The organism is Novosphingobium sp. BL-S-19, assembly GCF_055521675.1.
In genome coordinates this window covers 2,822,449-2,847,929 of sequence record NZ_CM145498.1, presented here as the reverse complement: position 1 = coordinate 2,847,929, position 25,481 = coordinate 2,822,449, and the positions used below count along the sequence as shown (strand labels likewise).

Sequence of the window (25,481 nt, the reverse complement as noted above, 5' to 3'; positions counted from 1 at the left end):
GTGTCACCTTGTGTCGAGGGTGTCACCTTGTGGCTGGTACCGTGGGGAAAGAGCGGGGCGGTCATGCGCGGAAAAGTGTCAGATGCGCGTGGGGTAGGAAATCGAAAACGACGCGAAACGGCGGCGGAGGAACGCCCATCCCTCAATATCCGTCATCCCCGCGAAGGCGGGGATCCCGCTTCCTTTTTTAGCACGCGGAGGCGCGGAGGCACGGAGAAGAGGGTTGCTGCACTGTCCCTCCGCGCCTCCGCGCCTCTGCGTGAAATGAGGAAAGCGGGGCCCCCGCCTTCGCGGGGGCGACGAGGGGAGTGGTGTCGGTTTAATCCCACTCCCCCCGCTTCATCTTACCCCAGCCGCGCCAGCGCCGCAGCGAGACGCTCGGCTTCGGCCGAGTGGTGGGCATGGTCCGCACGCGCCTTGTCGATCGCCTCGGGCTTGGCCTTCTCGACGAAGGCCGGGTTGCCCAGACGCTTGTCGAGCGAGTCCCGTTCCTTGACCGAAGCGGCCATGGCCTTTTCCAGACGGGCCTTCTCCGCTGCGATGTCGATCACGCCTTCCAGCGGGATCGCCAGCGTCGCGTCGCCCGCGCCCACCTGCATGGCGGCACCGGCCGGAGCAGCCTCGAACAGAATCGCATCCAGACGGGCCAGACGGTCGATCACGGTGCCGTTGCGGCCGATCACAGCGCGCGTCGCGTCCGAGGGATCGGCAACATAGGCGGTGAGGCGCGCGCCGGGCGCGATGCCGAGTTCGGACTTGGCGCCGCGCAAGTTGCCGATCAGCGCGATCAGCCATTCGACTTCCGCCTTGGCCTCACCATCCACCGAAGCTTCCGGCGCGGGCCATGCGGCGACGATCAGGTCCTGATCGCGCGCGCCCATCTTGCTCCACAGCTCTTCGGTGACGAAGGGCATGAAGGGGTGGAGCATGACGAGGATCTGGTCGAGCACCCAGCCGGCAACGGCCTTGGTCTCTTCGTCGAAGTTGCCCTTGATAAGTTCGATGTACCAGTCGCAGAACTGGTTCCACACGAAGTGGTAGATCGCGTTGGCGGCCGCGTCGAAGCGCAAGTCCGCCATGGCCTTGTCCAGCGCGGCGACGGTTTCGACGACTTCGCCGATGATCCACTTGTTGACGGCGGAACTGGCTGCCGGCGCCTTGATCGAAGTGCTGGCGACGATGCCGTTGGACTGGCAGAAACGGGCGGCGTTCCACAGCTTCGTGGCGAAGTTGCGGTAACCCTCCACGCGCTTTTCATCCATCTTCACGTCGCGGCCCTGGCTTTCCATGGCGGCCATGAAGAAGCGCAGCGCATCGGCACCGTACTTGTCGATCAGGCCCAGCGGATCGACCACGTTGCCCTTCGACTTCGACATCTTCTGGCCGTCGGCAGCACGCACCAGACCATGGAGATAGAGCCGCTTCCACGGCACTTCCTTCATGAAGTGAATGCCCTGCATCGCCATGCGCGCATCCCAGAAGAACAGGATGTCGAAGCCGGAAACCAGCAGGTCGTTCGGGTAGTGCTTCTTCAGCAGCGGAGCATCTTCATCAGGCCAGCCGAGCGTGGCGAAAGGCCAGAGCGCGGAGGAGAACCAGGTGTCCAGCACGTCGTTGTCGCGGGTCAGCTTCTTGTTGCCGGCCTGCGCCTGTGCCTCTTCTTCAGTCTCGGCCACGAAGATCTCGCCGTCTTCGGTGTACCACGCCGGGATGCGGTGGCCCCACCAGAGCTGGCGCGAGACGCACCAGGGCTGGATGTTTTCCATCCAGTTGAAGAAGGTCTTTTCCCAGGTCTTGGGAACGATCTCGATCGCGCCGGAGCGGACGGCTTCCATCGGCGGGCCGGCCAGTGTCTGCGCATCGACGTACCACTGATCGGTCAGCCAGGGTTCGATCACCACGCCGCTGCGATCGCCGAACGGGGTCTGGATCACGCGATCCTCGACCTTTTCGAGCAACCCGTCGTCTTCGAGGAAGGCAACGATCGCCTTGCGCGCCTCGAACCGGTCCATGCCGATGAACTGCGCGGGGACAAGGCCGTCCTGCGTCTGGCAGACATGGGCATCGGCATCGAGCATGTTGAGCATGTCGCCGGCCTTGAAGCCCGCGCGCTTGCCAACCTCGAAGTCGTTGAAGTCATGACCCGGGGTGATCTTCACCGCGCCGGAGCCGAGTTCGGGATCGGCATGCTCGTCCGCGACGATCGGAATCTCGCGGCCGGTGAGCGGCAGGGTGACGGTGGCGCCGCGCGCCAGCAGTTCCTTGTAGCGCTCGTCCTCGGGGTTAACCGCGACGGCCATGTCGGCCAGCATCGTTTCCGGGCGGGTGGTGGCGACGTGGATATGGCCCGAACCGTCCGAAAGCGGATACTTGATGTGCCAGAAGTGGCCGTTGGTTTCGCGCGTTTCGACTTCGAGGTCGGAAATGGCGGTACGGAACTTCGGGTCCCAGTTCACCAGCCGCTTGTCGCGATAGATCAGGCCCTGCTTGTGCAGGTCCACGAAGACCTTGACCACGGCCTTGGTGAAGTGCGGATCCATCGTGAACTGCTCGCGGCTCCAGTCCATCGAGCAGCCGAGGCGGCGCAGCTGGCCGGTGATGGTGCCGCCGGATTCGGCCTTCCACTCCCAGACCTTCTCGATGAAAGCTTCACGCGTGTAGTTGGCGCGCTTGTCCTGCTTCGCCTCCATCTGGCGTTCGACCACCATCTGGGTGGCGATGCCGGCATGGTCGGTGCCGACCACCCAGAGCGCGTCCTTGCCCTTCAGGCGCTCGTGACGGATCACGATGTCCTGCAGCGTATTGTCCAGCGCGTGGCCGATGTGAAGCGATCCGGTGACGTTCGGCGGCGGGTTCACGATGGTGAACGGCTGCGCATCGGCACGCTCGGGGCGGAACAGCCCTTCGCTTTCCCAATGTTGGTACCACTTCGCCTCGATCTGGGCGGGGTCGAAGGTCTTGTCGAGCCCAGATTCGAGAGCGGCTTCGGGGGCGGTTTCTGGAGTGTCGGTCATGGCGCGGCGCTTTGCCAGTAGAGCCCCTCGCGCGCAAGTACGCGTAGGGGCGGGGGCTAACTCTGCCATCAAATTGCCACGGACTATTCTCAGACAGACTCTTGCGAAATCAACAATCCGTCGCAACCGGGGAACCCCTTGCCGGTACAGGCATTTTCCCCCAATACGAGCGCACATGCGGGAATGGGCTGAATTCACTCTGTCGGGAAGCGACCAAGGCGGTGTCCACACGGTGGCGCTTAAGGGGCCGCTGTGCGTTCATTCGCTGGGCAATCTCGATGCCAAGATGGCGGAGTGCGGCTCTCCCGTAGACCGCATAGACTTGTCCGGCGTGACCGATATAGACACCACCGGCGCCTGGCTGGTGAAGCGTTTCGCCGAAGAACATGGCCTTGAAATCGTTGGTCAAAGCGAAGGGGCCAAGCGCCTGTTCGCCGCCATCGGCCGCATGCCCAAGGATGAAACGGAAATCGTGCCGCAGCCCGGCCTGCTGATGCGCACGGTGGGTGAGTTCGGCGATGTCGTGGTCAACTGGGGCAAGGGCTTCGTCAAGGCCATCGGCTTTCTGGGCGAACTGATCCTGGCGCTGGGCGTGGCGATCCGCCACCCGTCGCGCCTGCGCGGCACGGCGCTGGTGTTCCACATGCAGCATGTGGGCATCAACTCGCTGTGGATCATTGGGTTGATGAGCTTCCTGATCGGCATCGTCATCGCCCAGCAGGGTGCGGTGCAGCTGGCGCAGTTCGGCGCGGAAATCTACACGATCAACCTCACCGGCCGCCTTGCGATGCGAGAGCTTGGCATCCTGATGACCTCGATCATGGTCGCCGGCCGCTCCGGTTCCGCCTTTGCGGCGCAGATCGGCACGATGAAGCTGACCGAGGAAGTGGACGCCATGCGCACCATCGGCGTTTCGCCGATGCAGGCGCTGGTGGTGCCGCGCGTGCTGGCGGCGATGCTGATGATGCCGCTGCTGGGCTTCTATTCCACGGTGCTGGCGATCATCGGCGGCGCTTTCATCGCCAACTTCGCGCTGGATATTCCGTTCTGGACCTTCCTCCAGCGCACGCAGGAAGTGGTGCCGACGACGGACATCTGGGTGGGCCTGCTGAAGGCACCGGTCTTCGCGCTGATCGTGGCGCTGGCGGGCTGCTATCAGGGCATGCAGGTCACTTCCAATGCAGAGGAAGTGGGCCAGCGCACCACGCAGGCGGTGGTCACGGCGATCTTCACGGTGATCGTGCTGGACGCCTTCTTCGCCATTTTCTTCACCAAGATCGGCTGGCAATGACCGATATCGCCACCGAACAGGTCGAAGACCGCGCCGCCGCCCGTGCCGAAGCGGACGATGAATATCCCATTGTCGTCGAAGGGCTGACCAATGCCTTCGACGGTTTCGTGGTGCACGAAAATCTGTCGCTCAAGGTTCGCAAGGGCGAGATTCTGGGCGTCGTCGGCGGATCGGGCACCGGCAAGTCGGTGCTGATGCGCTCGATCATCGGGCTCCAGCAGCCGCAGTCGGGCGATATTACCGTGCTGGGCCACCACATGGAGGATTCCACCGACGAGGAGGGGATCGACCTGCGCTCGCGCTGGGGCGTGCTGTTTCAGGGCGGCGCGCTGTTCTCCACGCTGACGGTGGGTGAGAACGTGGAAGTGCCGCTGAAGCAGTTCTTCCCCGAGATCGGCGATGAACTGCGCGCGGATATCGCCCGTTTCAAGGTGCGCCTTGCCGGTCTGGCCGAAGAGGCGGCCTACAAGTATCCGAACGAGCTTTCGGGCGGCATGAGGAAGCGCGCCGGCCTGGCCCGCGCGCTGGCGCTCGATCCCGAACTGCTGTTCCTGGACGAGCCGACCGCCGGCCTCGATCCCATCGGTGCCGCCGCGTTCGACCGGCTGACCCGCGGCCTGAAGGAAACGCTGGGGCTTACCGTGTTCCTGATCACCCACGACCTCGACACGCTGCACGCCATCTGCGACCGCGTGGCCGTGCTGGCGGACAAGAAGGTGATCGCGGTGGGGACGATCCCGGAGCTTCTGGCGCTCGACCATCCGTGGATTCAGGAATATTTCAACGGCCCGCGCGGCCGTGCGGCGCTGGGCGCCAAGGACGAGATTTCGGCAGGCAAAGCGGCGGACGAGCCGCTGATCGCCGCCGTGGAAGACAATACCGGCAAGAATTCTGAAGAGCCGGGGGCATAGGGCACCAGAGTATGGAAACACGCGCCAATCACGTCTGGGTCGGAGCGGTCACGCTGGTGCTGCTTGCGGCGCTTGCGGCGTTCATCATCTGGATTGCCCGCCTGAACGAAGGTGCGCGCAACGAATACGACATCTTCTTCAAGCAGTCGGTAGACGGGCTGGCGAAGGGGTCAGGCGTCGATTACGCGGGCGTGCCGGTGGGCCAGATCCGCGAGATCGAGTTGTGGCCGCAGGATCCCAGCTTCGTGCGCGTGCGCATCCGGGTGGATAAGAAGGTGCCGGTGACGGTCGGCACTACGGCAACGATCCAGGGCAGCTTCACCGGCGTTTCCGACATCCAGCTGGAAGGTGCGGTGAAGGATGCGCCGCTGCTGACCGAGCCGGGCCCCGAAGGCGTGCCGGTGATCCCCACCAAGCGCGGCGGCCTTGGCGAAATCCTGTCGAACGCGCCGCTGCTGCTGGAACGTCTGGCGACGCTGACCGAGAACCTGAATCTGCTGCTGTCCGAGGATAACCGGCGTTCGATCACCGGCATCCTGAAGAACACGGACAAGATGACCAAGGATCTTTCGGCCGCCTCGCCGGAAGTGCGCAAGACGCTCGTCCAGCTTCAGGGCACGCTGGATCAGGCGACCAAGACGCTGGCGGCCTTCGAAGGCGTGGCCGGCAAGGCGGACAACCTCCTGGGCGATCAGGGCAATTCGCTGGCCGATCAGCTGCGCAAGACGCTGGCATCGGCGCAGAAGTCCATGGATACGCTGGATGTGACGCTGCAACATGCGCAGCCCGCGTTCGACAAGGTTTCGGACCAGACGCTGCCCGCTGCGGAGGCCGCGATCCGCGACCTGCAGGCGACCAGCCGGGCCTTGCGCTCGGTAACCGAAAAGATCGACGAACAGGGCGCCGGCGCGCTGCTGAAGGGGCAGAAGCTGCCCACTTATAAGCCATGATGGGGCCCGAAATGCGAACTGCGATGCGAACCGTGAAGACGAACGCCGGCAAGGTTCTCGACCGGAAGGCGCTGGGCAGCGTACTTGCGATCGCGGCCTGTCTGGCGCTGCCCGGCTGCATCAGCCTTGCCCCCAAGCCGCCCGAGCAGCTGATCCGCCTGACGCCGGACGAAAGCGCCGCTGCGGGTTCACAGGTCAGCGGCCAGCTGTCCGAAGCGATCGTCGTGCTTGATCCCGACTCCGATCGCAGCCTGGATACGCCGCGCGTGCCGGTGAAGATCGATGCCTCCAGCCTTTCCTACCTGAAGGATGCGTTCTGGACGGAGAAGCCCGCGCGCCAGATGCGCGCGCTGCTGGCCGAAACGCTGCGTGCGCACACCGGCCGAATGGTGGTGGAAGGCCTGAATTTCGAGAATGCCGGACAAGTCCAGATCGGTGGACGGTTGCTGGCGATGGGCTATGACGTGCCGACCCGCTCGGTGGTCGTCCGGCTGGACGTTACCAAGGTTGAGCGCGGCGGCCCGCTGACCACGCGCCGGTTCGAGGCCAGCGTGCCCGATGTGAAGCCCGATGCCGCCGCCGTGGGGCCGGCGCTGAACCGGGCTGCCAACGATGTGGCCAAGCAGGCGGCCGACTGGATCAAGGGTTCCTGAAAAGACTTGATTGCGATTAGGCGGGGATGGCGGAAGTAATTTTTGCTATTCCCGCGCGTTGCCCGCCCCAGGTGTGAACTTTTTGTAGTCCGGTCGTTTATATTTGACAGTGTGTTTGTTGTTTGGTGCTCGTCATTTGTTGCACAAGCGTTTCTGCGGGTTGCACTGCCTTTCCTGAAAATTCCTGTGTGGCCCGATTGCAACGGCAAGGGTGAGGGTAGGCCGTACACTTCCTTATGTCGTTGCAACAAGGTCGATGCCCTGTATTCGGCCCCCACTCCGCGCCAGGGGGGCGGGAGTGAATACAGGTGCGAATTACCATGAAGAAGATCACCCTCGCCGCCGTTGCGGCGCTGTTTGCCATGCCTGCCGCTGCCAATGCGCAGGCTTATGTGCAGGTGACTGGCGGCTACGATGCCGTCTCCTACGGCAGCGATATCAACTCCGACGGTTTCGACTACGGCGCCGCTGCCGGATACGAACTGCCGATCAGTAACGCGATGTTTGTGGGCATTGAGGGCACCGTGGCAGGCAGCACCGGCAAGAAGTGCTATGGCGATGTCGACATCGCCCGCCTGTGCATGAAGACCGGCCGCGACCTCGCCGGCGTCGTTCGCCTGGGTACCAATGTGGGTGCGAACAGCAAGCTCTACGTCCTTGCCGGTTATACCAATGGCCGCGTCACCGCGACTTACGAAGATCCGGACCTCAAGCTGAAGGCCAGCGGCGACGCCGACGGCGTCCGTCTGGGCGCCGGTTTCGAACAGGCTCTCGGCCACAACATGTTCGGCAAGATCGAATATCGCTATTCGAACTATGAAGACGGCTTTTCGCGCCACCAGGCGCTGGCCGGCTTCGGCATCAAGTTCTGATGAACTGAGGTACCGACGCTGACGGGCGGGGCGAGCGACCCAGCCCCGTCCGCGCGAGGGGGCCCGTTCCGGCTTGTCCGGGGCGGGCCTTTTTCTGTTCCGAAGGTCGCATGGAAAGCTGCGACCTGCCTGGGGCAGCGGTTATCCCGCGCGTGCCAGACGGGCGAAATCCATCGCCAGCTTGAACGCGGTGAAGCGCGTGGCGCGGCGTTCCGCGGCTTCCCAGTCCTCGCCCCAGAGTTCGACCTGCCAGTCCTCTTCCAGATTGGCCGCGTTCCACAAGGCGTCGGCATCGGCGTCCGGCTCGATGGCGGCTTGCGCGATCACCAGCGAGGCGGCAAGGCTGGACAGCATGCGCAGCGCGGCCAGCGTGAAAGCATCCTGTGCCGTCAGCATGGCTTCAAGACGCGCCAGCGTCTCGGCCGGGACCGATTTGTGAAGAATGCCGGAAACGCGCGGGAACTGCAGGGCATGGCGCGCTTCGGCGGCGGCCAGCATCGGCTCCCACACTGCCAGCTGGCGCTGGTACAGCGCGTCTTCGGGATCGGCACGGTAGCAGAGCGTGTCGGTCTCTGCATAAGGCAGGATTTCGCGCACGGCCAATTGCGGGTCGGTCGCCATGGCATCCACGGCGAAATCGGCAAGATCGCGCAGCGGGAAGGTCGCGGTATCGATTTCCTCACCCTGCGCGGCCCATTCGGCGGCCATCGCCTCTGCCAGCGCGCGGCTGGGCAGCACTTGCGCGCGGCCGCCGGCGGTCTTGATGCCGCGCCCGTCCAGCAGCACGCGCCAGCTGCCGCCCGCATCGCCGTCCATTTGGGCGACGGTTACTTCCTTGTAGAAACGCTTCACTTCACGAATTTCCGGTCAGTTGCCGCTGCGCCACTTGCGCGCGAGCAGGCGGGGAATGACGAAGACGTCGATCATGCCATTGAGGATGAGCAGATAGCCCAGCCAGAGCGGCCATTGCAGCTTGTTCGCGCCGATCGCCATGCCGGCGACCACGCAGGCCACGCCGAACAGGCGGACAAGCTGGATGGTGATCCAGCGGTTGCGGGCCGGATCCTTGGCGCCGGCGCCATTGCTGTCGGTCGTCATGCGAGGAGGTGCTCCAGCAGTTGCTGCGGGGTTTCGAAGAGCTTTTCGGCCCCGGCGGCGATCATTTCGGTGGGGTGGTGATAGCCCCAGTCGACCCCGATCCCGCGCGCGCCGGCATTGGTGGCCATCTGCATGTCGTAGACGGTATCGCCGATCATCACCGTTTCGCCCGGCTGCGCGCCGGCATCGTCCATCGCTTCCTCCAGCATCGCCGGATGCGGCTTGGAGGGGTGACGGTCCGCCGTCTGGAGCGTGACGAACAGGTCCTTGATGCCGTTCGCCTCCAGGCAGAACGACAGGCCGCGATCGGACATGCCGGTGGCGACGCCCAGCGTCCAGCCGGCGTTCTGCAAACCGTGCAGCACTTCGGCAATGCCGGGGAACAGCGGCTGCGAGACGCGCCCCTCGGTGCGCGCCTGCCGGAACGCGGCCTTGTAGCCATCGGCCATGGCGTGCTGCTGCGCCTCGTCGCTGTCGGGCAGCAACTGGCGCATCGCCTGCGGCAGCGACAGGCCCACCGCGCGCCGGATCAACCCGCGTGAGGGGGCGGGCAGGCCGAACTGGGCGAAAGTCGCCTCCATCGCCTCACAGATCGGTGCCTGCCCGTCGACCAGCGTGCCGTCGCAATCGAAGACGGCGAATTTCATCCAACCAGATCCCTCATAAGTTGCGCAATCGCGCGCGAACCTTCGGCTTCGAGCCCCAGCGCGACGCGTTCGCGTTCGTCGGCGGGCTTGTTCTGGGAGAGCTTGAAAGTCGGCCGCCAGGCCTGCACTTCCAGCTCGAAGCCGACGATGCCGGCCTTGAGTTTTGCCAGATAGCCGGGCGAGACTTTGTCCATGGTCCAGGCCTCACCCTGCGAAATGCGCGCCTCGTTACGGGCGGAAAGGGCTTCGAGCAGGCCCATCAGGCCTTCGTCGTCCATCCGCCGCACGCGGCCTTCCATTTCCACGCTGACGTAGTTCCACGTCGGCACCTGTTCGCTGCTCTCATACCAGCGCGGCGAGACGTAGGCGTCAGGCCCGTTCACGACGGCCAGCGCAGTGGTGTCCGCAATGTGGCGGGCAAGGGCGTTGCCGCGCGCCAGATGAAACTGCACGGCGCCATCCCCGGTCCAGAGCAGGGGGGTGTGGGCAACGCGCGGCCCGTCCGGCGTGGTGGCGAAGATCATGCCGAAGCCGATCTCCTCCACCAGCGCCTCGGCCATCATGCGATCGGCCGGACGGAACTGCGCGTTGGGGTGCATCAGCGCTTGCCGCGCGGTGCGCCGCCGCCCGGAGGGCCGCTGGGCCGCCCGCCAGCGCCGCCGGAAGGCTTGCGCGGGCCGGCCGGCTTGCGAACGCCTGCGGGCTTACCGGTCGTCGGCTTTCCGGCAACCGGCTTGCCGCTGGCCTTGCGCGGACCGGCCTTCGGACCACTCGGCTTGCCACCCGCTTTGCCGCTGGGCTTTCCGCGCGAACCGGGGCGTTCGGAGGCACCGTCGCGGCGCGAACGGCGTTCGCCGCGGCGTTCCTTGCGGTACTGCTTGGCGTGGGCCTTGGCGGCACGCTTTTCGTCGTCCTTGGTGAACACCGGCGCGCCTTCGGGCAGTTCGGCGCCATCGGCCTCATCGAAGCCGAGCGATTCCATCGAATTGGCGAAGTGCTCGGGCAGGGGGGCGGTCACGTCCAGCGGGGCGCCGTCCGGATGCTCGATGATCAGGCGGCGGGCGTGGAGGTGCATCTTGCGGCTGATCGTGCCGGAGAGGAACGCTTCCTGCCCGCCATACTTGCCGTCACCCACGATCGGGTGGCCGATCGCCGCCATGTGCACGCGCAGCTGGTGGGTGCGGCCGGTCAGCGGGTGCAGTTCGACCCATGCGGCGCGATTGCCGGCACGGTCCAGCACGCGGTAGCGCGTCTTGGCCGTCTGGCCTTCCTTCTCGTCCACATGCATCTTCTCGCCGCCGGTTCCCGGCTGCTTGGCGATGGGCAGTTCGATCATGCCGTCGTTGATGCTGGGCACGCCGACGACGAGCGCCCAGTAGATCTTCTTCGCAGTGCGCCCGGAAAAGCGCTTGGAGAAGAACGCCGCGCTGCCCGGCGTGCGGGCGACGAGCAGGACGCCGGAGGTGTCTTTGTCCAGACGGTGGACCAGACGCGGGCGGGGGCCCTTGTCGGCATAGGCGTCCAGCAGGCCGTCGACATGTTCCTTCATGCCCGAACCGCCCTGCGTGGCGAGGCCCGGCGGCTTGTTGAGCACGATGGCGGCGCGATCCTGCGTCAGCACCATGGCGTCTGCGAGCTCGATCTCTTCCTCGGTCAGTTCGCGGCGCGGGCGCGAGGCGCCAAGGCCGGGCTTGGGCTCGCCACCCGGCGGCACGCGCAGGACTTGCCCCGCGGAAAGGCGGGTATCGACATCGGCGCGCTTGCCGTCGACGCGCAGCTGGCCGGTGCGCGCCCAGCGCGAGACCATGGCGAAGCCGACCTGCGGCAGGTGGCGCTTGAACCAGCGGTCAAGGCGGACGCCTTCGTCGTCGTGGCCGACGGTGAACTGGCGGACGGTATCTGTATTCTCTGGGCGGCTCATGCGGCGCTCCTCATCATGGTAAGGCCGAGGAACAGCGCGCAAAGGCCGGCGGCCAGCGAAATCGCGACGTAAAACACGGCAAGCCCCGGTTGGCCGCGCTGGGCAAGCGCAACGGTATCGAGGCTAAAGGAAGAAAACGTGGTGAAGCCCCCTAGCACACCCACGCCGACGAACAGGCGCAGGCCCTCTCCACCCGGCGCCGAGCGGCCGAGCCACCCGACGAGCAGGCCCATGACAAGACTGCCGACGATATTCACCGTCAGCGTGCCATAGGGAAACGCCAGTGCACGGACGGGGCCAAGCAGGGCACTGAAGGCATAGGCAACGGCAAACCGCAGCCATGAGCCGACCGCGCCGCCCAGCACCACCAGACAGGAGGCGAGGAGGAAGGAAGGTTGGGGCATGGAGCCCGCCTTAGCCGCGAATGCGCGGATTTCCAATCGTGGTGGAGCGGATGGGCAAATGAAGCGCCTCATCCGTGCAGATACTTGTGTGCGCTTTGACCGGTTGCCGCGTGCCGCACTCTATAAAGAGGCCTGGGTGCGACCCCACTCCGCAAGGAGACATTCAATGCAAGTCTCATCCGCAACGAGCGCCATGAGCGCTCTGTTCAATCCCCGCAAGGATATGGACGACAAGATCACGTCCGCCGTTTCCAGCGGTTCGATCACCGATACCGATGCCTCGGCTCTGGAATCGGCGCTCGATTCGATCGACAGTTCGCTTTCCTCCAGCAGTTCGTCCTCCAGCCGCCTCGATCCTTCGCAGATGAAGGACCGGATCGATTCGCTAATTTCCGATCAGGTATCGTCGGGCACGCTGACCGAGGATCAGGCGAGTGCGCTGCAATCGCTGTTCGCGCAGGGGCCCTCGGGCTCGTCCGCCACGGATGCCTCGGCCTCGGCCGGCGGTGAAGAGGCGATGGGCGGTGTCGAGGGCATGGGCGGCCCGGGCGGTCCCCAGGGTGCCGGCGGTCCGCCTCCGGGTCCGCCGCCGACGGGCGCGGCCGATGAAACCGACGATACGGACGATTCGACTTCTACCGATTCGACTGACGACACCGATTCCACGGATTCGACCGATTCCACTTCGGAAGCGCTCGATGCGATCCTGGCCTTCATCCAGAACCTGAAGGACACGCAGAGCACCGGCAGCACGTATTCGGCTTCCGGCGTCAGCGAAACCACGGCTTCCGGTCTGATCGTCGACCAACTGGCCTGATCGGCCGGATTGGTGTAGAACATCCTCCGTCGGGCGGCCGCGCCCGGCGGAGGACTGTGCAAAGGCGGCTTTCCGGCGCTAATTTGAGCCGAGATTGCTTGCCTTGCAGCCCCGTTGGTGCTAGCGGCCCCCAACTTCGAGCCGACCTCGCAAGGGATTCGGCGTATTTTCGTATTTTTTCAGGGCACCTTCCGCGTCGGAATGCGGAAACAGTGCTTTCGATTTGTGAGGTGTGTCGGTTTATGCAGATTCTCGTCCGCGACAACAACGTCGATCAGGCTCTCCGGGCTCTCAAGAAGAAGCTGCAGCGTGAAGGCGTTTACCGCGAGATGAAGCTGCGTCGTCACTTCGAGAAGCCCTCCGAGAAGCGTGCACGCGAAAAGGCTGCTGCCGTTCGCCGCGCCCGCAAGCTGGAGCGCAAGCGTCTCGAGCGCGACGGCGTCAAGTAAGAGCACTTGCCGATAGGCGTGGGGATCGTCCCCGCGCCTTGCAGGCATGTCTCGGGCGGCTCGCGCCCTCATCCGATCCTGCTGCCGGTTTTGCCGGGGCGGACAAGTCGGGTGAGGGCGCGGGCCGCTTTCGTTTGCCTGCCGTTTATTTGCCTGCCCGCTCGTTCGGTTCCGCGATCTTGCGGCCTGCTGCATATCGGGCAACCGGAAACGCGGCTTAATCGCTTGATGGTTGCGTTTTCCTGATCCATGAGGGCGCGGACGAATCCCGCGCCCTTTTGCGTATCCGCGTCCCACGTGCGAACGCAGCCCAACCGGCGCCACAAGATAAACCAGGAAGGCTCCATGACAGAGATCACCCGCGTCCCGCTGCAGCCGATTGCCAAGGGCGCCGTTGCCAAGATCTGGATCGGCGTGGCCGCAATCGCGCTCGCCGCTGCCGGCATCGCCTATGCCTCGCTGCCGCCTTCGGTCCATGTCGAGACGATCAAGGCCGGTTCGGGCGAATCGCCGACCATGGATGACGTGGTGCTGATCAACTACAAGGGCACCCTGCCGGACGGTAAGGTGTTCGACGAGCAGAAGAACGCCCCGATGGCCCTGGCGGAAGTGATCCCCGGCTTCGGCAAGGCGATGGTGAAGATGCAGCGCGGCGGCAAGTACGATGTCGAGATCCCGGCTGCGCTCGGTTACGGCCCCAAGGGTGCCGGCCCGATCCCGCCGAACAGCGATCTGAAGTTCGAAATCGAACTGATCGACTTCAAGAGCCGCGCCGAGATCGAGCAGCAGCAGCGCATCCTTCAGCAGCTGCAGCAGATGCAGATGCAGCAGGGCGGCGCTGCGGCCGGCGCGATGCCCGGCGGCGCAGTTCCCGGCGGTGTGGCCCCCGGCGGTGTGGCCCCCGAAGGCGCGCCTGCCGGCGCCCCGGTCCAGCCCTGATCGCGCGCCCGGTGAAGTTCGCCCCCCTCGCGCTGGCCTCCGGGCTGGCGCTCGCACTCCCGGTGGCCGCTCACGCGGCTGCGAAGCCCGCTGCCGCGCCGGTTGCTGCGGCTCCCGCTGCTGTCGCTCCGGCCGCGCCCAAGGTTACCGTGGAAACGGTGACCAAGGGTGAGGGCGCCATGCCCACGCGTGACGACTTCGTGCTGATCGCCTACAAGGGCATGCTCAAGGACGGCACCGTGTTCGACCAGTCGGACGCGACGCCGATGGCCGTGGGCGACGTGGTTCCCGGCTTTGCCGATGGCCTCGTGCAGATGCAGCGCGGCGGTTCCTATCGCCTGACGATCCCGGCCGCGCTGGGTTACGGAGCCGAAGCTACCGGCCCGATCCCGGCAAATTCGGACCTGGTGTTCGAAGTGCAGCTGATCGACTGGAAGACCCGCGCCGAATTCGAACAGATGATGGCGCAAGTTCAGGCCCAGCACGAAGCGGATCAGAGTGCTCCGGCTGGCGCCCCGGCGACACAACAACCCAAGCAATAAAGACGTCGGCGGCCTTTCGGGGCCGCTCGATGCTTGAAGCAATTCCGGCCGGGTGCTAGCGCCCCGGTTGGAATGGTCTGATCCGAAACTGTCGTTTCGGATCGTTCGGCACCGGCCCACGCCCCCACCCGACCTCCCATCAGGGTACACTTCGTGGGAGGTCGGGTGGGGGCGTGGGCCGGTGCCGAACCGAAATTCGCTCTTCGGCGAATTTCGAATGAGACTCTGAACTTCTGGCGTCCGCGGCTTTCGATGCGGCGCCATCAACCTGAAGGAAAGCCATGTCGGTCGATACCGCAACCGTTGCGAAGATCGCCAGCCTTGCCCGCATCAAGGTGAGCGAGGCTGAAATCGAGGCGATGGTCCCCGAACTCAACGGCATTCTCGCCTGGGTAGAGCAGCTCGGCGAAGTCGATACTTCGCAAGTAGAGCCGATGACCGCCGTCATCCCCAATACGCTGCGCCTGCGCGACGACGTGATCGATGCCGATCCGCTGACCGGCGGCGACAAGCGCGATGCCGTTCTGGCCAATGCTCCCGCCGCCGAACACGGCTTCTTCGGCGTGCCCAAGGTGATCGAATAATGACTGATCTTACGGAACTCGGCGTCGCGCAGATCCGCGACGGCGTTGCGGGTGGCGATTTCACCGCCGTCGAAGTGGCTGAAGCGTTCAACGCGAACGTCGCCGCCGCGCAGGAAGCGCTGAACGCCTTCATCATCGCCACGCCCGAAAAGGCGATCGAGGCGGCGCAAGCCACCGACGCCAAGCGCGCTAAGGGCGAAGCTCTGGGCAAGATGGGCGGCGTGCCGATCGGCATGAAGGACCTGTTCGCCACTTTCGACGTGCAGACCACGGCCGCCAGCCACATGCTGGAAGGCTTCAAGCCGCAGTACGAATCGACCGTCTCGCAGAAGCTGTGGGATGCCGGCGCGGGCATGCTGGGCAAGCTGAACCTCGACCAGTTCGCCATGGGCTCGTCGAACGAGACCAGCTATTTCGGCAACGTGATCTCGCCGTGGAAGCGTAACGATGGCGGCAATGCTGCCCTCGCTCCGGGTGGCTCCTCGGGTGGTTCCTCGGCTGCGCTCGCCGCGCGTCTCTGCCCGGCGGCGACCGGCACCGACACCGGCGGTTCGATCCGCCAGCCTGCCGCCTTCACCGGCACCACCGGCATCAAGCCGACCTATGGCCGCTGCTCGCGCTGGGGCGTGGTGGCTTTCGCCAGCTCGCTCGACCAGGCAGGCCCGATGGCCCGCTCGGTGCAGGACTGCGCGATCATGCTCGAAGCCATGGCCGGTTTCGACGCCAAGGATTCGACCAGCCTCGACCTCCCCGTGCCGAACTGGGAAGCCGCGCTTTCGGGCGACATGAAGGGCAAGAAGGTCGGCATTCCCAAGGAATACCGCGTCGATGGCCTGGATGACGATGTCGCCAAGTCGTGGGACGACGGCATCGCCTGGCTGAAGGATGCGGGCGCGGAGATCGTTGAGATTTCGCTGCCGCACACCAAGTACGCGCTGCCGACTTACTACATCATCGCCCCGGCCGAAGCCTCGTCGAACCTCGCCCGCTATGATGGCGTGCGGTATGGACTGCGCGATCTGCCGGACGGTGCGAACCTTCAGGACATGTACGCCGCGACCCGCGCCGCCGGTTTCGGCCCCGAGGTGAAGCGCCGCATCCTGATCGGCACTTACGTGCTTTCGGCCGGTTTCTACGACGCCTACTACACGCAGGCCCAGAAGGTCCGCGCGCTGATCGCGCAGGATTTCGCCAAGGCTTTCGAGCAGTGCGACGTGATCCTCGCGCCGACCGCGCCCTCGGCCGCCTTCGGTCTTGGCGAGAACGTCGACGATCCGCTGAAGATGTACCTGAACGACGTCTTCGCGGTGCCGGCCTCGCTTGCGGGTCTTCCGGCGATGTCGGTCCCGGCCGGCCTCAACCGCGAAGGTCTGCCGCTGGGTCTTCAGGTCATCGGCAAGGCTTTCGACGAACAGGGCGTGCTGAACGCCGGTCTCGCGCTGGAACAGCGCGCGCTGTTCGCGGCCAAGCCGGAGAAGTGGTGGTAAGCTGGTCGCTCCTTTTCGAACTGGTCGGCGGCATCGGGGAGATGCTGACCGACCGGGCACCGAAGCGGAGAGACGACCGACCCGCAACTCGGCGCAAAGTGCCGGAGCGGGAAACAAATGACGGGGTGAGGCAGCGGCATCGGCTGCTGCGTCGCCCCAGAAGTGGACCGAAACACGATGACTGAATCAACCTATCGCATCCAGGGCGCCACCGGTGACTGGGAGGTCGTGATCGGCCTCGAAGTCCACGCGCAGGTCACCTCGAACTCCAAGCTGTTCTCCGGATCGGCGACGGCATTCGGCGCGGAGCCGAACTCGCAGGTCTCGCTGATCGACGCGGCGATGCCGGGCATGCTGCCGGTTCCGAACCGCGAATGCATCCGTCAGGCCGTGCGTACCGGCATGGCGATCGAGGCGCAGATCAACAAGTGGTCGCGCTTCGACCGTAAGAACTACTTCTACGCCGATCTTCCGCAGGGCTACCAGATCAGCCAGCTCTACCACCCGCTGGTGGGCGAGGGTTCGCTGACCATCGAGGCGGACGAGAAGGCGGGCATCCCGGCCGACAAGGTGATCGGCATCGAGCGCATTCACGTCGAGCAGGACGCGGGCAAGCTGATGCACGACCAGCATCCGACGATGTCCTACGTCGATCTCAACCGATCCGGCGTGGCGCTGATGGAAATCGTCAGCCGCCCGGACATGACCTCGCCCGCAGAGGCCGGGGCTTACGTGGCCAAGCTGCGCCAGATCCTGCGCTATGTCGGCTCGTGCGACGGCAACATGGATCAGGGCTCGATGCGCTGCGACGTCAACGTCTCGGTGCGCAAGCCGGGCGAGCCGTTCGGCACCCGTACGGAGACCAAGAACGTCAACTCCGTGCGCTTCGTCATGCAGACGATCGAGCATGAAGCCAGCCGTCAGGTCGATGTGCTGGAAAGCGGCGGCAAGATCGTGCAGGAAACCCGCCTGTTCGATCCGACCACCGGCTCCACGCGTTCGATGCGGTCGAAGGAAGACGCGCACGACTATCGCTACTTCCCCGATCCGGACCTGCTGCCGCTCGAACTCGACGATGCCTTCCTTGAGGAATGCCGCGCGAGCCTGCCCGAGCTGCCGGACGCCAAGCGCGCCCGTTACGAAGGCGAGCTGGGCCTTTCGGCCTACAACGCCGCCGTGCTGACCGCCGATGTCGATACCTTTGCTTGGTTCGAGGCGCTGCTGGCCGAAACCGCTGCGGCACAGGGCAAGGCTCCGTCCGAAGTGGCGAAGCAGGCCGCCAACTGGCTGATTTCCGAATTCTTCGGCGCGCTCAACAAGCAGGGCAAGTCGCTGGAAGATTCGCCGATCAGCCACGAACAGGCGGCGGAACTGCTGGCTCTGGTGGGCAAGGGCACGATCTCCGGCTCGATCGCCAAGCAGGTTCTCGAAACGATGTTCGAGACCGGCGACAACGCCGGCGTCATCGTTGAGCGCGAAGGCCTGAAGCAGGAATCGGACACCGGCGCCATCGAGGCCAAGGTGGACGAGATCCTGGCCGCCAATGCCGACAAGGTCGCCCAGTACCGCGAAGGCAAGGTTGCGCTGTTCGGCTTCTTCGTCGGCCAGACGATGAAAGCCATGGCCGGCAAGGGCAACCCGCAGGTGGTGAACGAGATCCTGAAGGCCAAGCTGGGCTGATCTCTTTACCGAACGCATAGAAAAGCCCCGGAAAGCAGCGCGCTTTCCGGGGCTTTTTCATATCAACCTTATCTCGTCGCCCCCGCCCTTCGGCTGGCCGGTAGGCCGGCCGCTCAGGATGAACTGCCCGGAGGGCAGGTGGGGGCCCGCTGCCTTTTGCGCCGCATCAGGAACAAGCGGGATCCCCGCCTGCGCGGGGATGACGGGGTGGTTGTTGGGATGGCTATCGGCACAGCCACCCCAATCGGCAGGGTCAACCCAGTCGCTCGCCTATCTCAGGCGACCTTGGTGCCGGTCAGTTGCATCGTGCCGAAGAAACCGGCCTTGATCGTGCCGGTAAGCTCGGTGCCTTCGACGGTCGCCTTGCAGTCGAGGTCGATCGGCATGGGCGAGGTCATCTTCATCTTCCAGCTCAGCTGATTGCCGCTGATCTTGCCGCCGCGCAGGTCCATCGTGCCGAGGTCGCCGGTGATCTGGCCGGTGAAGCTGTCACCTTCGCCCGGAACGACCGTCAGCGTGCCCTTCTGGTTGCCCATCGGGGTCTTGGTCGAGCATTCGTAGGTTCCCCCAAGCGACATTCACATTCTCCTGTTCGTTGTCCGGCGCGGATCGATCATTCCGATTCGTCGCCCGTTGCTGCGGGTGCCTGCTGGATTTCGATCGGCAGGCCAAGCCCCTTGAGCTGGGGTTCCACCACCTTGCGATCGCCCACGATCACGAAGACCAACCCCTGCGGCCGCAGGAACTGCGTGGCGGCGCTGGCGACGGCGGGCTTGTCGATGCCGCGGTACTTGGCGGCCAGGGTTACGTAGTAGTCTTCGGGGCGGCCAAGGCGGTCGTTCTGGCTGATCGCGCCCGCAACCTGCCCGTTGGTTTCGAACAAGTTGGGAAGCTGGCGGATCGCGCCGTCGGTCACGCGCTGGAACTCTTCGGCGGTGATCGGCTTGGCAGCCGGATAGGCGGTCATGTCGGCCAGAATCGCCTTGATCGCATCGCCCGTGCGGTCGGACTGGACGGGGGCAGAGACCGTAAAGGCGCTGGGACCGATCGGCTGGCTGACGCCGCTGTGGACGCCGTAGGACCAACCCTTCTCCTCGCGCAGATCCTTGTTCAGGCGCGAGAGGAAGCCGCCGCCCAGCACGTCGTTGGCAAGCTGCAGCGTTTCGGTATCGGGCGTGCGGCCGGTGACCGGCAGCACGCGGCCGGCCAGGATCACCGACTGGGGCGAATGCGGCCGGTCGATCAGCACGATGCGCGGCTTGCCGGCGGCGATCGGCGCGGTCAGCGGCTTTACAGGGGCCGGGGTGGCCGGGGCCTGCCAGTTGCCGAACGCGCGTTCCAGGAGGGGCTTCAACTGCTCCATCGACACATCGCCCACTACGGTGATGCGGGCGAGGTCCGGCCGCAGCCACTTGGCATGCGCGGCTTTTAGCGCATCCGGTGTCAGCGCGGCGAGGGTGGCCGCCTGACCCAGTCCATCATTGGGCTGGGCATAGGGGTGCGCACCGTAGAGCGCGGCGCCCAGCGCGCGGCGGGCGAGCGCGGGGGGCGAGGACAGCGTCTGCGCCAGCGAGGCTTCGGCCTGCGCTTTCACCCGCTCCACTTCGGACGGGGCGAAGGCCGGGTGGCGCACCACATCGGCCAGCAGGTCCAGCGATGGGCCCAGGTTGTCGGTCAGCGCCGTCAGCGTGGCGCTGGAAGTGTCGAGCGAACCGTCGATGGAAATGCTGGCGCCCAGCCGTTCCTGCGCCTCGGCAATCTGGGTGGCGTCGAGCGTGGCGGTGCCTTGATCAAGCATCGAGAGCATCAGGCCCTGTGTGCCCGGCGTATCCAGCGCATCCGCGGCATAGCCAGCGTCGAAATCCAGCGTCAGCACCAGCTTGGGCACAGCGGTACGTCGTGCCAGCACTACCGGAATGCCGTTGGAAAGCGTGGTGCGCTCCATCGCCGGGAAGGCCAGCGCACCCACCGGGGCGACCGGCGGGGCGGAAATCTTCGGGGCGGGCGGCAGTGCCGGGGCAGGCTTCTTGGCATCGGGCTTCGGGGCGGGCGTCTTGTCCTCATCGCCCCAGCCGCCCAGCTTGGCGCCGTCCATCGTGCGTTCGCCCGGCACCACGTCCAGCGCGTAGACCGGGCGGGAGAGCCACTTGTTCATCGCCGCCTTGATCTGGTCCGGCGTCAGCGCGGCCATGGCGGCAAGGTCATGCTTGTACTTGGCCGGGTCGTTCGAATAGGCCTGCCCTTCCGCCAGCGTGGCGCCCTTGCCGGCGAAGCCGCCGACGCGCTCCAGCCCGCCGATCTCTTCGGACAGCGTGCTGACGACGGCGCGGCGCACTTCATCCTCGGTCGGGCCGTCACGCAGAAAGTCGGCCAGCACCTTGTCGAAGGCGGCATTGGCCTTGGCGCGATCGACGCCGGGCTTCACCTGCATCGCCATGCCCAGGAAGCTGACGCCTTCCTCGATCTGCGCGGAGGCGGTGACGCCCACGGCAAGTTCCTGACCGCGCACCAGTTCGTTATCCAGCCGCGAGCTGGCGAGGCCGCCCAGAATGTCCATGCCCACTTCGAGAGCCGGGGCATCGGCATCGTTGAGGCCGGGGCCGGTCCAGTTGCGGGAGAGGTAGACCAGCGGCACCTGATCGGCGATCTCACGATGGAGCGGGGCGGGCAGGGTTACGGGCCCGGCAGAGACAGGCGCCACTTCCGGTCCGCGCGGGATCTGGCCGAACCACTTTTCGACCAGCGGCTTGGCGGTGGCGGCGTCGATATCGCCGGAAAGCACGAGCACGGCGTTGTTGGGGCCGTAGTGATCGGTGAACCATGCGCGCACGTCGCTCAGGCTGGCCGCATCAAGGTCCGCCATCGAACCGATGGTGGTGTGGCGATAGGGGTGGCCGACCGGCAGCAGCCCTTCGTTCAGCGCATATTCGACCAGACCATAGGGCTGGTTGTCGCCCTGCCGCTTCTCGTTCTGGACGACGCCCCGCTGCTTATCGAGCTTGTCCTGGGTGACGGCGGGCAGCAGGTGGCCCATGCGGTCGCTTTCCAGGAACATCGCCAGCGGCAGCGCGCCGGTGGGCACCGTCTCGACATAGTTGGTGCGGTCGTAGGAGGTCGATCCGTTGCTCGACGTGGAGCCGGCGGCATCCAGCGGCACGTCGAAATCGGGCACGTTGGACGATCCACCGAAGAACAGGTGTTCGTAGAGGTGCGCGAAGCCGGTCTTGCCGCGCGGTTCGTTGCGCGATCCGACGTGGTAGTAGAGCGTGACGCCGACGATCGGCGCCTTGCGATCGGTGTGGACGATGGTGGTGAGGCCGTTGGCCAGCACGAAGTTCTCGTAAGGTATATCCACCTTGGAAACGAGCGCGGCCGGCGAAGCGGGCTGGGGCGCTGCGGGCACGGCTGGTGCCGGCGGTGTCGATGCCATCTTGGAGGCGGGCGCTCCGGCACAGGCGGACAGGAGAAGGGCGGTGGCGAGCGCGATGGCGCTGGAACGATGGTCGAGACGCATGGCGCAAGGTCTATCACGTTGATCGTGCGTGACCAGAGTTTCGATTGAGCCATGCGGAATGGCAGAGTTTCAGACGGTTGGTGACGTTTGATCCCGTGAACCACTTGTGCTGCACAAACTTCGTCGTCCCCGCGTAGGCGGGGACCCCGCTTTTCTTGGCGAAGTAGCAAAAGGCAGCGGGGCCCCCGCCTGCCTCCGGGCAGTTCATCCTGAGCGGCCGGCCTGCCGGCCAGTCGAAGGGCGGGGGCGACGAGATTTAAGATGCGAGCTTTTTGTCCAACTTCCTGACCGGGCGACTTACCCCCGCCGGAAGATCTGCCCCGAATCGAAGCGGGTGATGCGCCATTCGCCATCGGCATCGCGGCGGCATTCCATCTTCACGTCGGCCACCGCCAGCGGGTCGCAATACTTGTCGAACGGTCCTTCGCCCACGGCGGCGAAGAACACCAGCAGGTAGCCGACCTTGGCATTGTCCGCATCGTCGAACGAGACGCGCAGCGAGGTGATGATGTGGCGCATCGTCATCAGTCCGGCGCCCGCGCGCAGCGCCTCCGCACGGCCCTGATAGAAGGTTTCTACCGCTTTCAACCCTTCGCGCCATTCGCCGCCGACGTTGTAGGCCACGTCTTCGGCCAGCACGTCCGCCTTGCGCATCGAAAGGCCGTTGTTGAGGTCGAGCTCGTCGCCCCACTCATAGACGACCTGCTTGATCGCGAGCACGTCCGCTGCCTGCTGGGGGGTGAATTTCGCCACTGTCGATGCCTCTTCCCGTTGGTTGGCCCGATGCTACGGGTTTCCGGGCGAAAGCTAGGCAAAGCGGGCGCGGAGGCCAAGCTTTGACGCGCGATCAACGCCCCGGCGTCGTTTGCGAGGAGAAAATGCCGCGCGGTTCAGGGTTATCGGGGGTGGCAATCTGCGCGCAGACACCCATCTTGGTGCCCGGCCGGTTCCGGCATTCGCTGTCACGAGGAAAGACTGAGCGCGATCAATGCTTTCAGCCTGAGAATCGGGCAGAAAGAAAATCCGCTGGGCAGGTCTTGTGTTGTAAATATGCAACACTATATGATCGAGGTCAGGAGGCATTCACGACCATGAATCTCGAAAAGTTTACCGACCGGGCCAAGGGCTTCCTTCAGGCGGCGCAGACCGTTGCGATCCGCATGAACCACCAGCGCATCGGTCCCGATCACATCCTCAAGGCCCTGCTGGAAGACAGCGAGGGCATGGCGTCCGGCCTGATCCAGCGCGCGGGCGGCAATGCCGCGTTCGCGCAGCAGGAAGTGGACAAGGCGCTGGCCAAGCTGCCCGCGGTTTCCGGCAGCGGTGCGCAGGCCTCTCCGGGGCTGGATAACGACGCCGTGCGCGTGCTGGACCAGGCCGAGCAGCTTGCCGCCAAGTCGGGCGACAGCTTCGTTACTGTGGAGCGCATGTTGCTGGCGCTGGCGCTCGCCACCACGACCTCTGCCGGGCAGGCGCTGAAGGCGGCCAACCTCACCCCGCAGGCGCTGGAAGCCGCGATCACCGACTTGCGCGGCGGCCGCACGGCGGACAGCGCGGGCGCGGAAAACGCCTATGACGCGATGAAGAAGTATGCGCGCGACCTCACGGAAGCCGCGCGTGAGGGCAAGCTCGACCCGGTGATCGGCCGTGACGAGGAAATCCGCCGCACCGTGCAGATCCTTGCCCGCCGCACCAAGAACAACCCCGTGCTGATCGGCGATCCCGGCGTTGGCAAGACCGCCATTGCCGAGGGTCTTGCCTTGCGCATCGCCAATGGCGACGTGCCGGACAGCCTGAAGGGCCGCAGCCTGATGGCGCTCGACATGGGCGCGCTGATCGCGGGCGCCAAGTATCGCGGCGAGTTCGAGGAACGCCTGAAGGCCGTGCTCGACGAAGTGAAGGGCGCGGAAGGCCAGATCATCCTGTTCATCGACGAGATGCACACGCTGATCGGCGCGGGCGCTTCCGAAGGATCGATGGACGCAGGCAACCTGCTGAAGCCCGCCCTTGCGCGCGGCGAACTGCACTGCATCGGCGCGACCACACTGGACGAGTACCAGAAGTATGTCGAGAAAGACGCCGCCTTGCAGCGCCGTTTCCAGCCGGTCTTCGTGGGCGAGCCGACGGTCGAGGACACGATCTCGATCCTGCGCGGGCTCAAGGAGAAGTACGAACTGCACCACGGCGTGCGGATCACCGACGGCGCCATCGTGGCGGCGGCGACGCTCTCCAACCGCTACATCACCAACCGCTTCCTGCCGGACAAGGCGATCGACCTCATGGACGAGGCCGCCAGCCGCATCCGCATGGAAGTGGAGAGCAAGCCCGAGGAGATCGAGAAGCTCGACCGCCGGATCATCCAGCTGAAGATCGAGGAAATGGCGCTCGGCAAGGAGACCGACGAGGCATCGAAGGACCGCCTTGCCAGTCTGCGCGAGGAACTGGCCAATCTCGAACAGCAGTCGAGCGAACTGACCACTCGTTGGCAGAACGAGCGCGACAAGATCGCCGCCGAAGGCAAGATCAAGGAGCAGCTCGAAGCCGCGCGCGTGGAACTGGAGCAGGCGCAGCGCGGCGGCGACCTCGCCAAGGCGGGTGAGCTGTCCTACGGCACGATCCCCTCGCTGGAGCGCAAGCTGGCCGAAGCGCAGGCGCAGGCCGGAAACGCGCTGCTGCGTGAGGAAGTGACCGAGGATGACATCGCCGGTGTCGTCAGCCGCTGGACCGGCGTGCCGGTCGACAAGATGCTGGAGGGCGAGCGCGAGAAGCTCCTCAAGATGGAGGAGATGATCGGCAAGCGCGTGATCGGCCAGAAGGATGCGGTCGCCGCCGTGTCCAAGGCGGTGCGGCGTGCGCGTGCGGGTCTGCAGGATCCGAACCGGCCGCTGGGCTCGTTCCTGTTCCTCGGCCCCACGGGCGTCGGCAAGACCGAGCTGACCAAGGCGCTGGCCGGCTTCCTGTTCGACGATGACAGCGCGATGGTCCGCATCGACATGTCGGAGTTCATGGAAAAGCACGCAGTGGCCCGCCTGATCGGCGCGCCTCCGGGCTATGTCGGCTACGAGGAAGGCGGCGTGCTGACCGAAGCCGTGCGGCGCCGGCCCTATCAGGTCGTGCTGTTCGACGAAGTGGAGAAGGCGCACGCGGACGTGTTCAACGTGCTGCTGCAAGTGCTGGACGATGGCCGTCTGACCGACGGGCAGGGCAGGGTTGTGGACTTCACCAACACCCTGATCATCCTGACCAGCAACCTCGGCAGCCAGTACCTGACCCAGCTTGACGAAGGGCAGGACGTGGACACCGTGGAGCCGCAAGTGATGGAAGTGGTGCGCGGGCATTTCCGGCCCGAGTTCCTCAACCGCCTGGACGAGATTGTGCTGTTCCACCGCCTTGGGCAGGAGCACATGGGCCCGATCGTCGATATCCAGGTCGCGCGGGTCCAGAAACTGCTGAAGGACCGCAAGATCACGCTGGACCTGACCGACGCCGCCAAACGCTGGCTGGGCCGGGTGGGCTACGATCCGGTCTACGGCGCAAGGCCGCTGAAGCGCGCGGTGCAGCGGTATCTGCAGGATCCGCTGGCGGAGAAGCTGCTGGCGGGCGAGGTACCTGATGGATCGCACGTCAAGGTCGACGATGGCGACGGGGCGCTGGCGATCAGCGTGGCGTAAAATCTACGGGGGGACGGGAAACCGGCCCCCCGTTTTT

At 65.3% G+C, this 25,481-nt stretch carries 23 protein-coding genes; 13 read left to right on the top strand and 10 right to left on the bottom strand.

Annotated features, from left to right (window positions below):
• Positions 1–344 precede the first annotated feature (344 nt).
• Positions 345–3,014, bottom strand: coding sequence for a valine--tRNA ligase (locus ACZ1JV_RS21610; protein WP_465150459.1), 2,670 nt, complete (start codon positions 3,012–3,014; stop codon positions 345–347).
• 175 nt (positions 3,015–3,189) lie between these two features.
• On the opposite strand from ACZ1JV_RS21610, the gene ACZ1JV_RS21605 reads away from it, so the two are divergent.
• The 5 genes from ACZ1JV_RS21605 (at position 3,190) to ACZ1JV_RS21585 (ending at position 7,691) form a co-directional block, all read left to right on the top strand.
• Entirely contained in the window at positions 3,190–4,305 is a 1,116-nt protein-coding gene (locus ACZ1JV_RS21605) for an ABC transporter permease (RefSeq protein WP_465150458.1), read from the top strand.
• Complete coding sequence (locus ACZ1JV_RS21600; protein WP_465150457.1) at positions 4,302–5,216, top strand: ABC transporter ATP-binding protein; 915 nt, start codon at positions 4,302–4,304, stop codon at positions 5,214–5,216. Before ACZ1JV_RS21605 ends, ACZ1JV_RS21600 begins: the two co-directional genes overlap by 4 nt.
• Positions 5,217–5,227: 11 nt before the next feature.
• A complete protein-coding gene (locus ACZ1JV_RS21595) occupies positions 5,228–6,166 on the top strand; it encodes an MlaD family protein (protein ID WP_465150456.1) in 939 nt (312 codons plus the stop codon).
• A 23-nt stretch (positions 6,167–6,189) separates the two neighbouring features.
• Complete coding sequence (locus ACZ1JV_RS21590; protein WP_465150455.1) at positions 6,190–6,819, top strand: ABC-type transport auxiliary lipoprotein family protein; 630 nt, start codon at positions 6,190–6,192, stop codon at positions 6,817–6,819.
• Positions 6,820–7,139: 320 nt separating this feature from the next.
• Positions 7,140–7,691: an outer membrane protein gene (locus tag ACZ1JV_RS21585; RefSeq protein ID WP_465150454.1), complete on the top strand. Its 552-nt coding sequence runs from the start codon at positions 7,140–7,142 to the stop codon at positions 7,689–7,691.
• A 141-nt stretch (positions 7,692–7,832) separates the two neighbouring features.
• On the opposite strand, the gene ACZ1JV_RS21580 is transcribed toward ACZ1JV_RS21585, so the two are convergent.
• Genes ACZ1JV_RS21580 through crcB form a run of 6 tightly spaced genes read right to left on the bottom strand, consistent with a single transcriptional unit; the run spans position 7,833 to position 11,761 of the window.
• Positions 7,833–8,543: an ATP12 family chaperone protein gene (locus ACZ1JV_RS21580; protein ID WP_465150453.1), complete on the bottom strand. Its 711-nt coding sequence runs from the start codon at positions 8,541–8,543 to the stop codon at positions 7,833–7,835.
• Between the two features lie 15 nt (positions 8,544–8,558).
• Entirely contained in the window at positions 8,559–8,789 is a 231-nt protein-coding gene (locus ACZ1JV_RS21575; RefSeq protein ID WP_465135786.1) for a hypothetical protein, read from the bottom strand.
• Entirely contained in the window at positions 8,786–9,436 is a 651-nt protein-coding gene (locus tag ACZ1JV_RS21570; protein ID WP_465150452.1) for an HAD-IA family hydrolase, read from the bottom strand. The genes ACZ1JV_RS21575 and ACZ1JV_RS21570 overlap by 4 nt, the downstream gene beginning before the upstream one ends.
• The gene (locus ACZ1JV_RS21565) at positions 9,433–10,035 is read right to left on the bottom strand and encodes an FMN-binding negative transcriptional regulator (RefSeq protein ID WP_465150451.1); all 603 of its coding nucleotides are present in this window, start codon (positions 10,033–10,035) and stop codon (positions 9,433–9,435) included. Before ACZ1JV_RS21565 ends, ACZ1JV_RS21570 begins: the two co-directional genes overlap by 4 nt.
• Positions 10,035–11,357, bottom strand: coding sequence for an RluA family pseudouridine synthase (locus ACZ1JV_RS21560; RefSeq protein WP_465150450.1), 1,323 nt, complete (start codon positions 11,355–11,357; stop codon positions 10,035–10,037). The genes ACZ1JV_RS21565 and ACZ1JV_RS21560 overlap by 1 nt, the downstream gene beginning before the upstream one ends.
• Entirely contained in the window at positions 11,354–11,761 is a 408-nt protein-coding gene (crcB, locus tag ACZ1JV_RS21555) for a fluoride efflux transporter CrcB (protein ID WP_465150449.1), read from the bottom strand. The genes ACZ1JV_RS21560 and crcB overlap by 4 nt, the downstream gene beginning before the upstream one ends.
• 166 nt (positions 11,762–11,927) lie before the next feature.
• Here crcB and ACZ1JV_RS21550 point away from each other — a divergent pair, with 166 nt between their 5' ends.
• The 7 genes from ACZ1JV_RS21550 to gatB all read left to right on the top strand — a co-directional run bounded on the left by ACZ1JV_RS21550 (position 11,928) and on the right by gatB (position 18,259).
• Complete coding sequence (locus tag ACZ1JV_RS21550) at positions 11,928–12,578, top strand: hypothetical protein (RefSeq protein ID WP_465150448.1); 651 nt, start codon at positions 11,928–11,930, stop codon at positions 12,576–12,578.
• A 242-nt stretch (positions 12,579–12,820) separates the two neighbouring features.
• Entirely contained in the window at positions 12,821–13,027 is a 207-nt protein-coding gene (rpsU, locus tag ACZ1JV_RS21545; protein ID WP_132386556.1) for a 30S ribosomal protein S21, read from the top strand.
• A gap of 345 nt (positions 13,028–13,372) precedes the next feature.
• A complete protein-coding gene (locus ACZ1JV_RS21540) occupies positions 13,373–13,966 on the top strand; it encodes an FKBP-type peptidyl-prolyl cis-trans isomerase (protein ID WP_465150447.1) in 594 nt (197 codons plus the stop codon).
• An 11-nt stretch (positions 13,967–13,977) separates the two neighbouring features.
• Positions 13,978–14,508: an FKBP-type peptidyl-prolyl cis-trans isomerase gene (locus tag ACZ1JV_RS21535; protein WP_465150446.1), complete on the top strand. Its 531-nt coding sequence runs from the start codon at positions 13,978–13,980 to the stop codon at positions 14,506–14,508.
• 281 nt (positions 14,509–14,789) lie between these two features.
• On the top strand, positions 14,790–15,092 hold the full coding sequence (gene gatC / locus ACZ1JV_RS21530) for an Asp-tRNA(Asn)/Glu-tRNA(Gln) amidotransferase subunit GatC (protein WP_021234714.1): 303 nt from the start codon (positions 14,790–14,792) through the stop codon (positions 15,090–15,092).
• Positions 15,092–16,579 carry an Asp-tRNA(Asn)/Glu-tRNA(Gln) amidotransferase subunit GatA gene (gene gatA / locus ACZ1JV_RS21525; RefSeq protein ID WP_465150445.1) on the top strand — a complete coding sequence of 496 codons (1,488 nt, stop codon included), beginning with the start codon at positions 15,092–15,094 and terminating at the stop codon, positions 16,577–16,579. Before gatC ends, gatA begins: the two co-directional genes overlap by 1 nt.
• Positions 16,580–16,756: 177 nt before the next feature.
• Entirely contained in the window at positions 16,757–18,259 is a 1,503-nt protein-coding gene (gatB, locus tag ACZ1JV_RS21520; protein ID WP_465150444.1) for an Asp-tRNA(Asn)/Glu-tRNA(Gln) amidotransferase subunit GatB, read from the top strand.
• A 275-nt stretch (positions 18,260–18,534) separates the two neighbouring features.
• On the opposite strand, the gene ACZ1JV_RS21515 is transcribed toward gatB, so the two are convergent.
• From ACZ1JV_RS21515 to ACZ1JV_RS21505, 3 genes are all read right to left on the bottom strand, one after another.
• On the bottom strand, positions 18,535–18,837 hold the full coding sequence (locus ACZ1JV_RS21515; RefSeq protein ID WP_465150443.1) for a hypothetical protein: 303 nt from the start codon (positions 18,835–18,837) through the stop codon (positions 18,535–18,537).
• A 35-nt stretch (positions 18,838–18,872) separates the two neighbouring features.
• Complete coding sequence (locus tag ACZ1JV_RS21510) at positions 18,873–21,773, bottom strand: M16 family metallopeptidase (RefSeq protein ID WP_465150442.1); 2,901 nt, start codon at positions 21,771–21,773, stop codon at positions 18,873–18,875.
• A gap of 297 nt (positions 21,774–22,070) precedes the next feature.
• A complete protein-coding gene (locus tag ACZ1JV_RS21505) occupies positions 22,071–22,526 on the bottom strand; it encodes a nuclear transport factor 2 family protein (RefSeq protein ID WP_465135774.1) in 456 nt (151 codons plus the stop codon).
• A gap of 338 nt (positions 22,527–22,864) precedes the next feature.
• On the opposite strand from ACZ1JV_RS21505, the gene clpB reads away from it, so the two are divergent.
• Entirely contained in the window at positions 22,865–25,444 is a 2,580-nt protein-coding gene (gene clpB, locus ACZ1JV_RS21500) for an ATP-dependent chaperone ClpB (protein WP_465150441.1), read from the top strand.
• Positions 25,445–25,481 lie beyond the last annotated feature (37 nt).

Coding starts and splice junctions, on each gene's coding strand:
- ACZ1JV_RS21610 (WP_465150459.1), bottom strand. CDS start 3,014: ATGACCGACACTCCAGAAACCGCCCCCGAAGCCGCTCTCGAATCTGGG.
- ACZ1JV_RS21605 (WP_465150458.1), top strand. CDS start 3,190: ATGCGGGAATGGGCTGAATTCACTCTGTCGGGAAGCGACCAAGGCGGT.
- ACZ1JV_RS21600 (WP_465150457.1), top strand. CDS start 4,302: ATGACCGATATCGCCACCGAACAGGTCGAAGACCGCGCCGCCGCCCGT.
- ACZ1JV_RS21595 (WP_465150456.1), top strand. CDS start 5,228: ATGGAAACACGCGCCAATCACGTCTGGGTCGGAGCGGTCACGCTGGTG.
- ACZ1JV_RS21590 (WP_465150455.1), top strand. CDS start 6,190: ATGCGAACCGTGAAGACGAACGCCGGCAAGGTTCTCGACCGGAAGGCG.
- ACZ1JV_RS21585 (WP_465150454.1), top strand. CDS start 7,140: ATGAAGAAGATCACCCTCGCCGCCGTTGCGGCGCTGTTTGCCATGCCT.
- ACZ1JV_RS21575 (WP_465135786.1), bottom strand. CDS start 8,789: ATGACGACCGACAGCAATGGCGCCGGCGCCAAGGATCCGGCCCGCAAC.
- ACZ1JV_RS21570 (WP_465150452.1), bottom strand. CDS start 9,436: ATGAAATTCGCCGTCTTCGATTGCGACGGCACGCTGGTCGACGGGCAG.
- ACZ1JV_RS21565 (WP_465150451.1), bottom strand. CDS start 10,035: ATGCACCCCAACGCGCAGTTCCGTCCGGCCGATCGCATGATGGCCGAG.
- ACZ1JV_RS21560 (WP_465150450.1), bottom strand. CDS start 11,357: ATGAGCCGCCCAGAGAATACAGATACCGTCCGCCAGTTCACCGTCGGC.
- crcB (WP_465150449.1), bottom strand. CDS start 11,761: ATGCCCCAACCTTCCTTCCTCCTCGCCTCCTGTCTGGTGGTGCTGGGC.
- ACZ1JV_RS21550 (WP_465150448.1), top strand. CDS start 11,928: ATGCAAGTCTCATCCGCAACGAGCGCCATGAGCGCTCTGTTCAATCCC.
- rpsU (WP_132386556.1), top strand. CDS start 12,821: ATGCAGATTCTCGTCCGCGACAACAACGTCGATCAGGCTCTCCGGGCT.
- ACZ1JV_RS21540 (WP_465150447.1), top strand. CDS start 13,373: ATGACAGAGATCACCCGCGTCCCGCTGCAGCCGATTGCCAAGGGCGCC.
- gatC (WP_021234714.1), top strand. CDS start 14,790: ATGTCGGTCGATACCGCAACCGTTGCGAAGATCGCCAGCCTTGCCCGC.
- gatA (WP_465150445.1), top strand. CDS start 15,092: ATGACTGATCTTACGGAACTCGGCGTCGCGCAGATCCGCGACGGCGTT.
- gatB (WP_465150444.1), top strand. CDS start 16,757: ATGACTGAATCAACCTATCGCATCCAGGGCGCCACCGGTGACTGGGAG.
- ACZ1JV_RS21515 (WP_465150443.1), bottom strand. CDS start 18,837: ATGTCGCTTGGGGGAACCTACGAATGCTCGACCAAGACCCCGATGGGC.
- ACZ1JV_RS21510 (WP_465150442.1), bottom strand. CDS start 21,773: ATGCGTCTCGACCATCGTTCCAGCGCCATCGCGCTCGCCACCGCCCTT.
- clpB (WP_465150441.1), top strand. CDS start 22,865: ATGAATCTCGAAAAGTTTACCGACCGGGCCAAGGGCTTCCTTCAGGCG.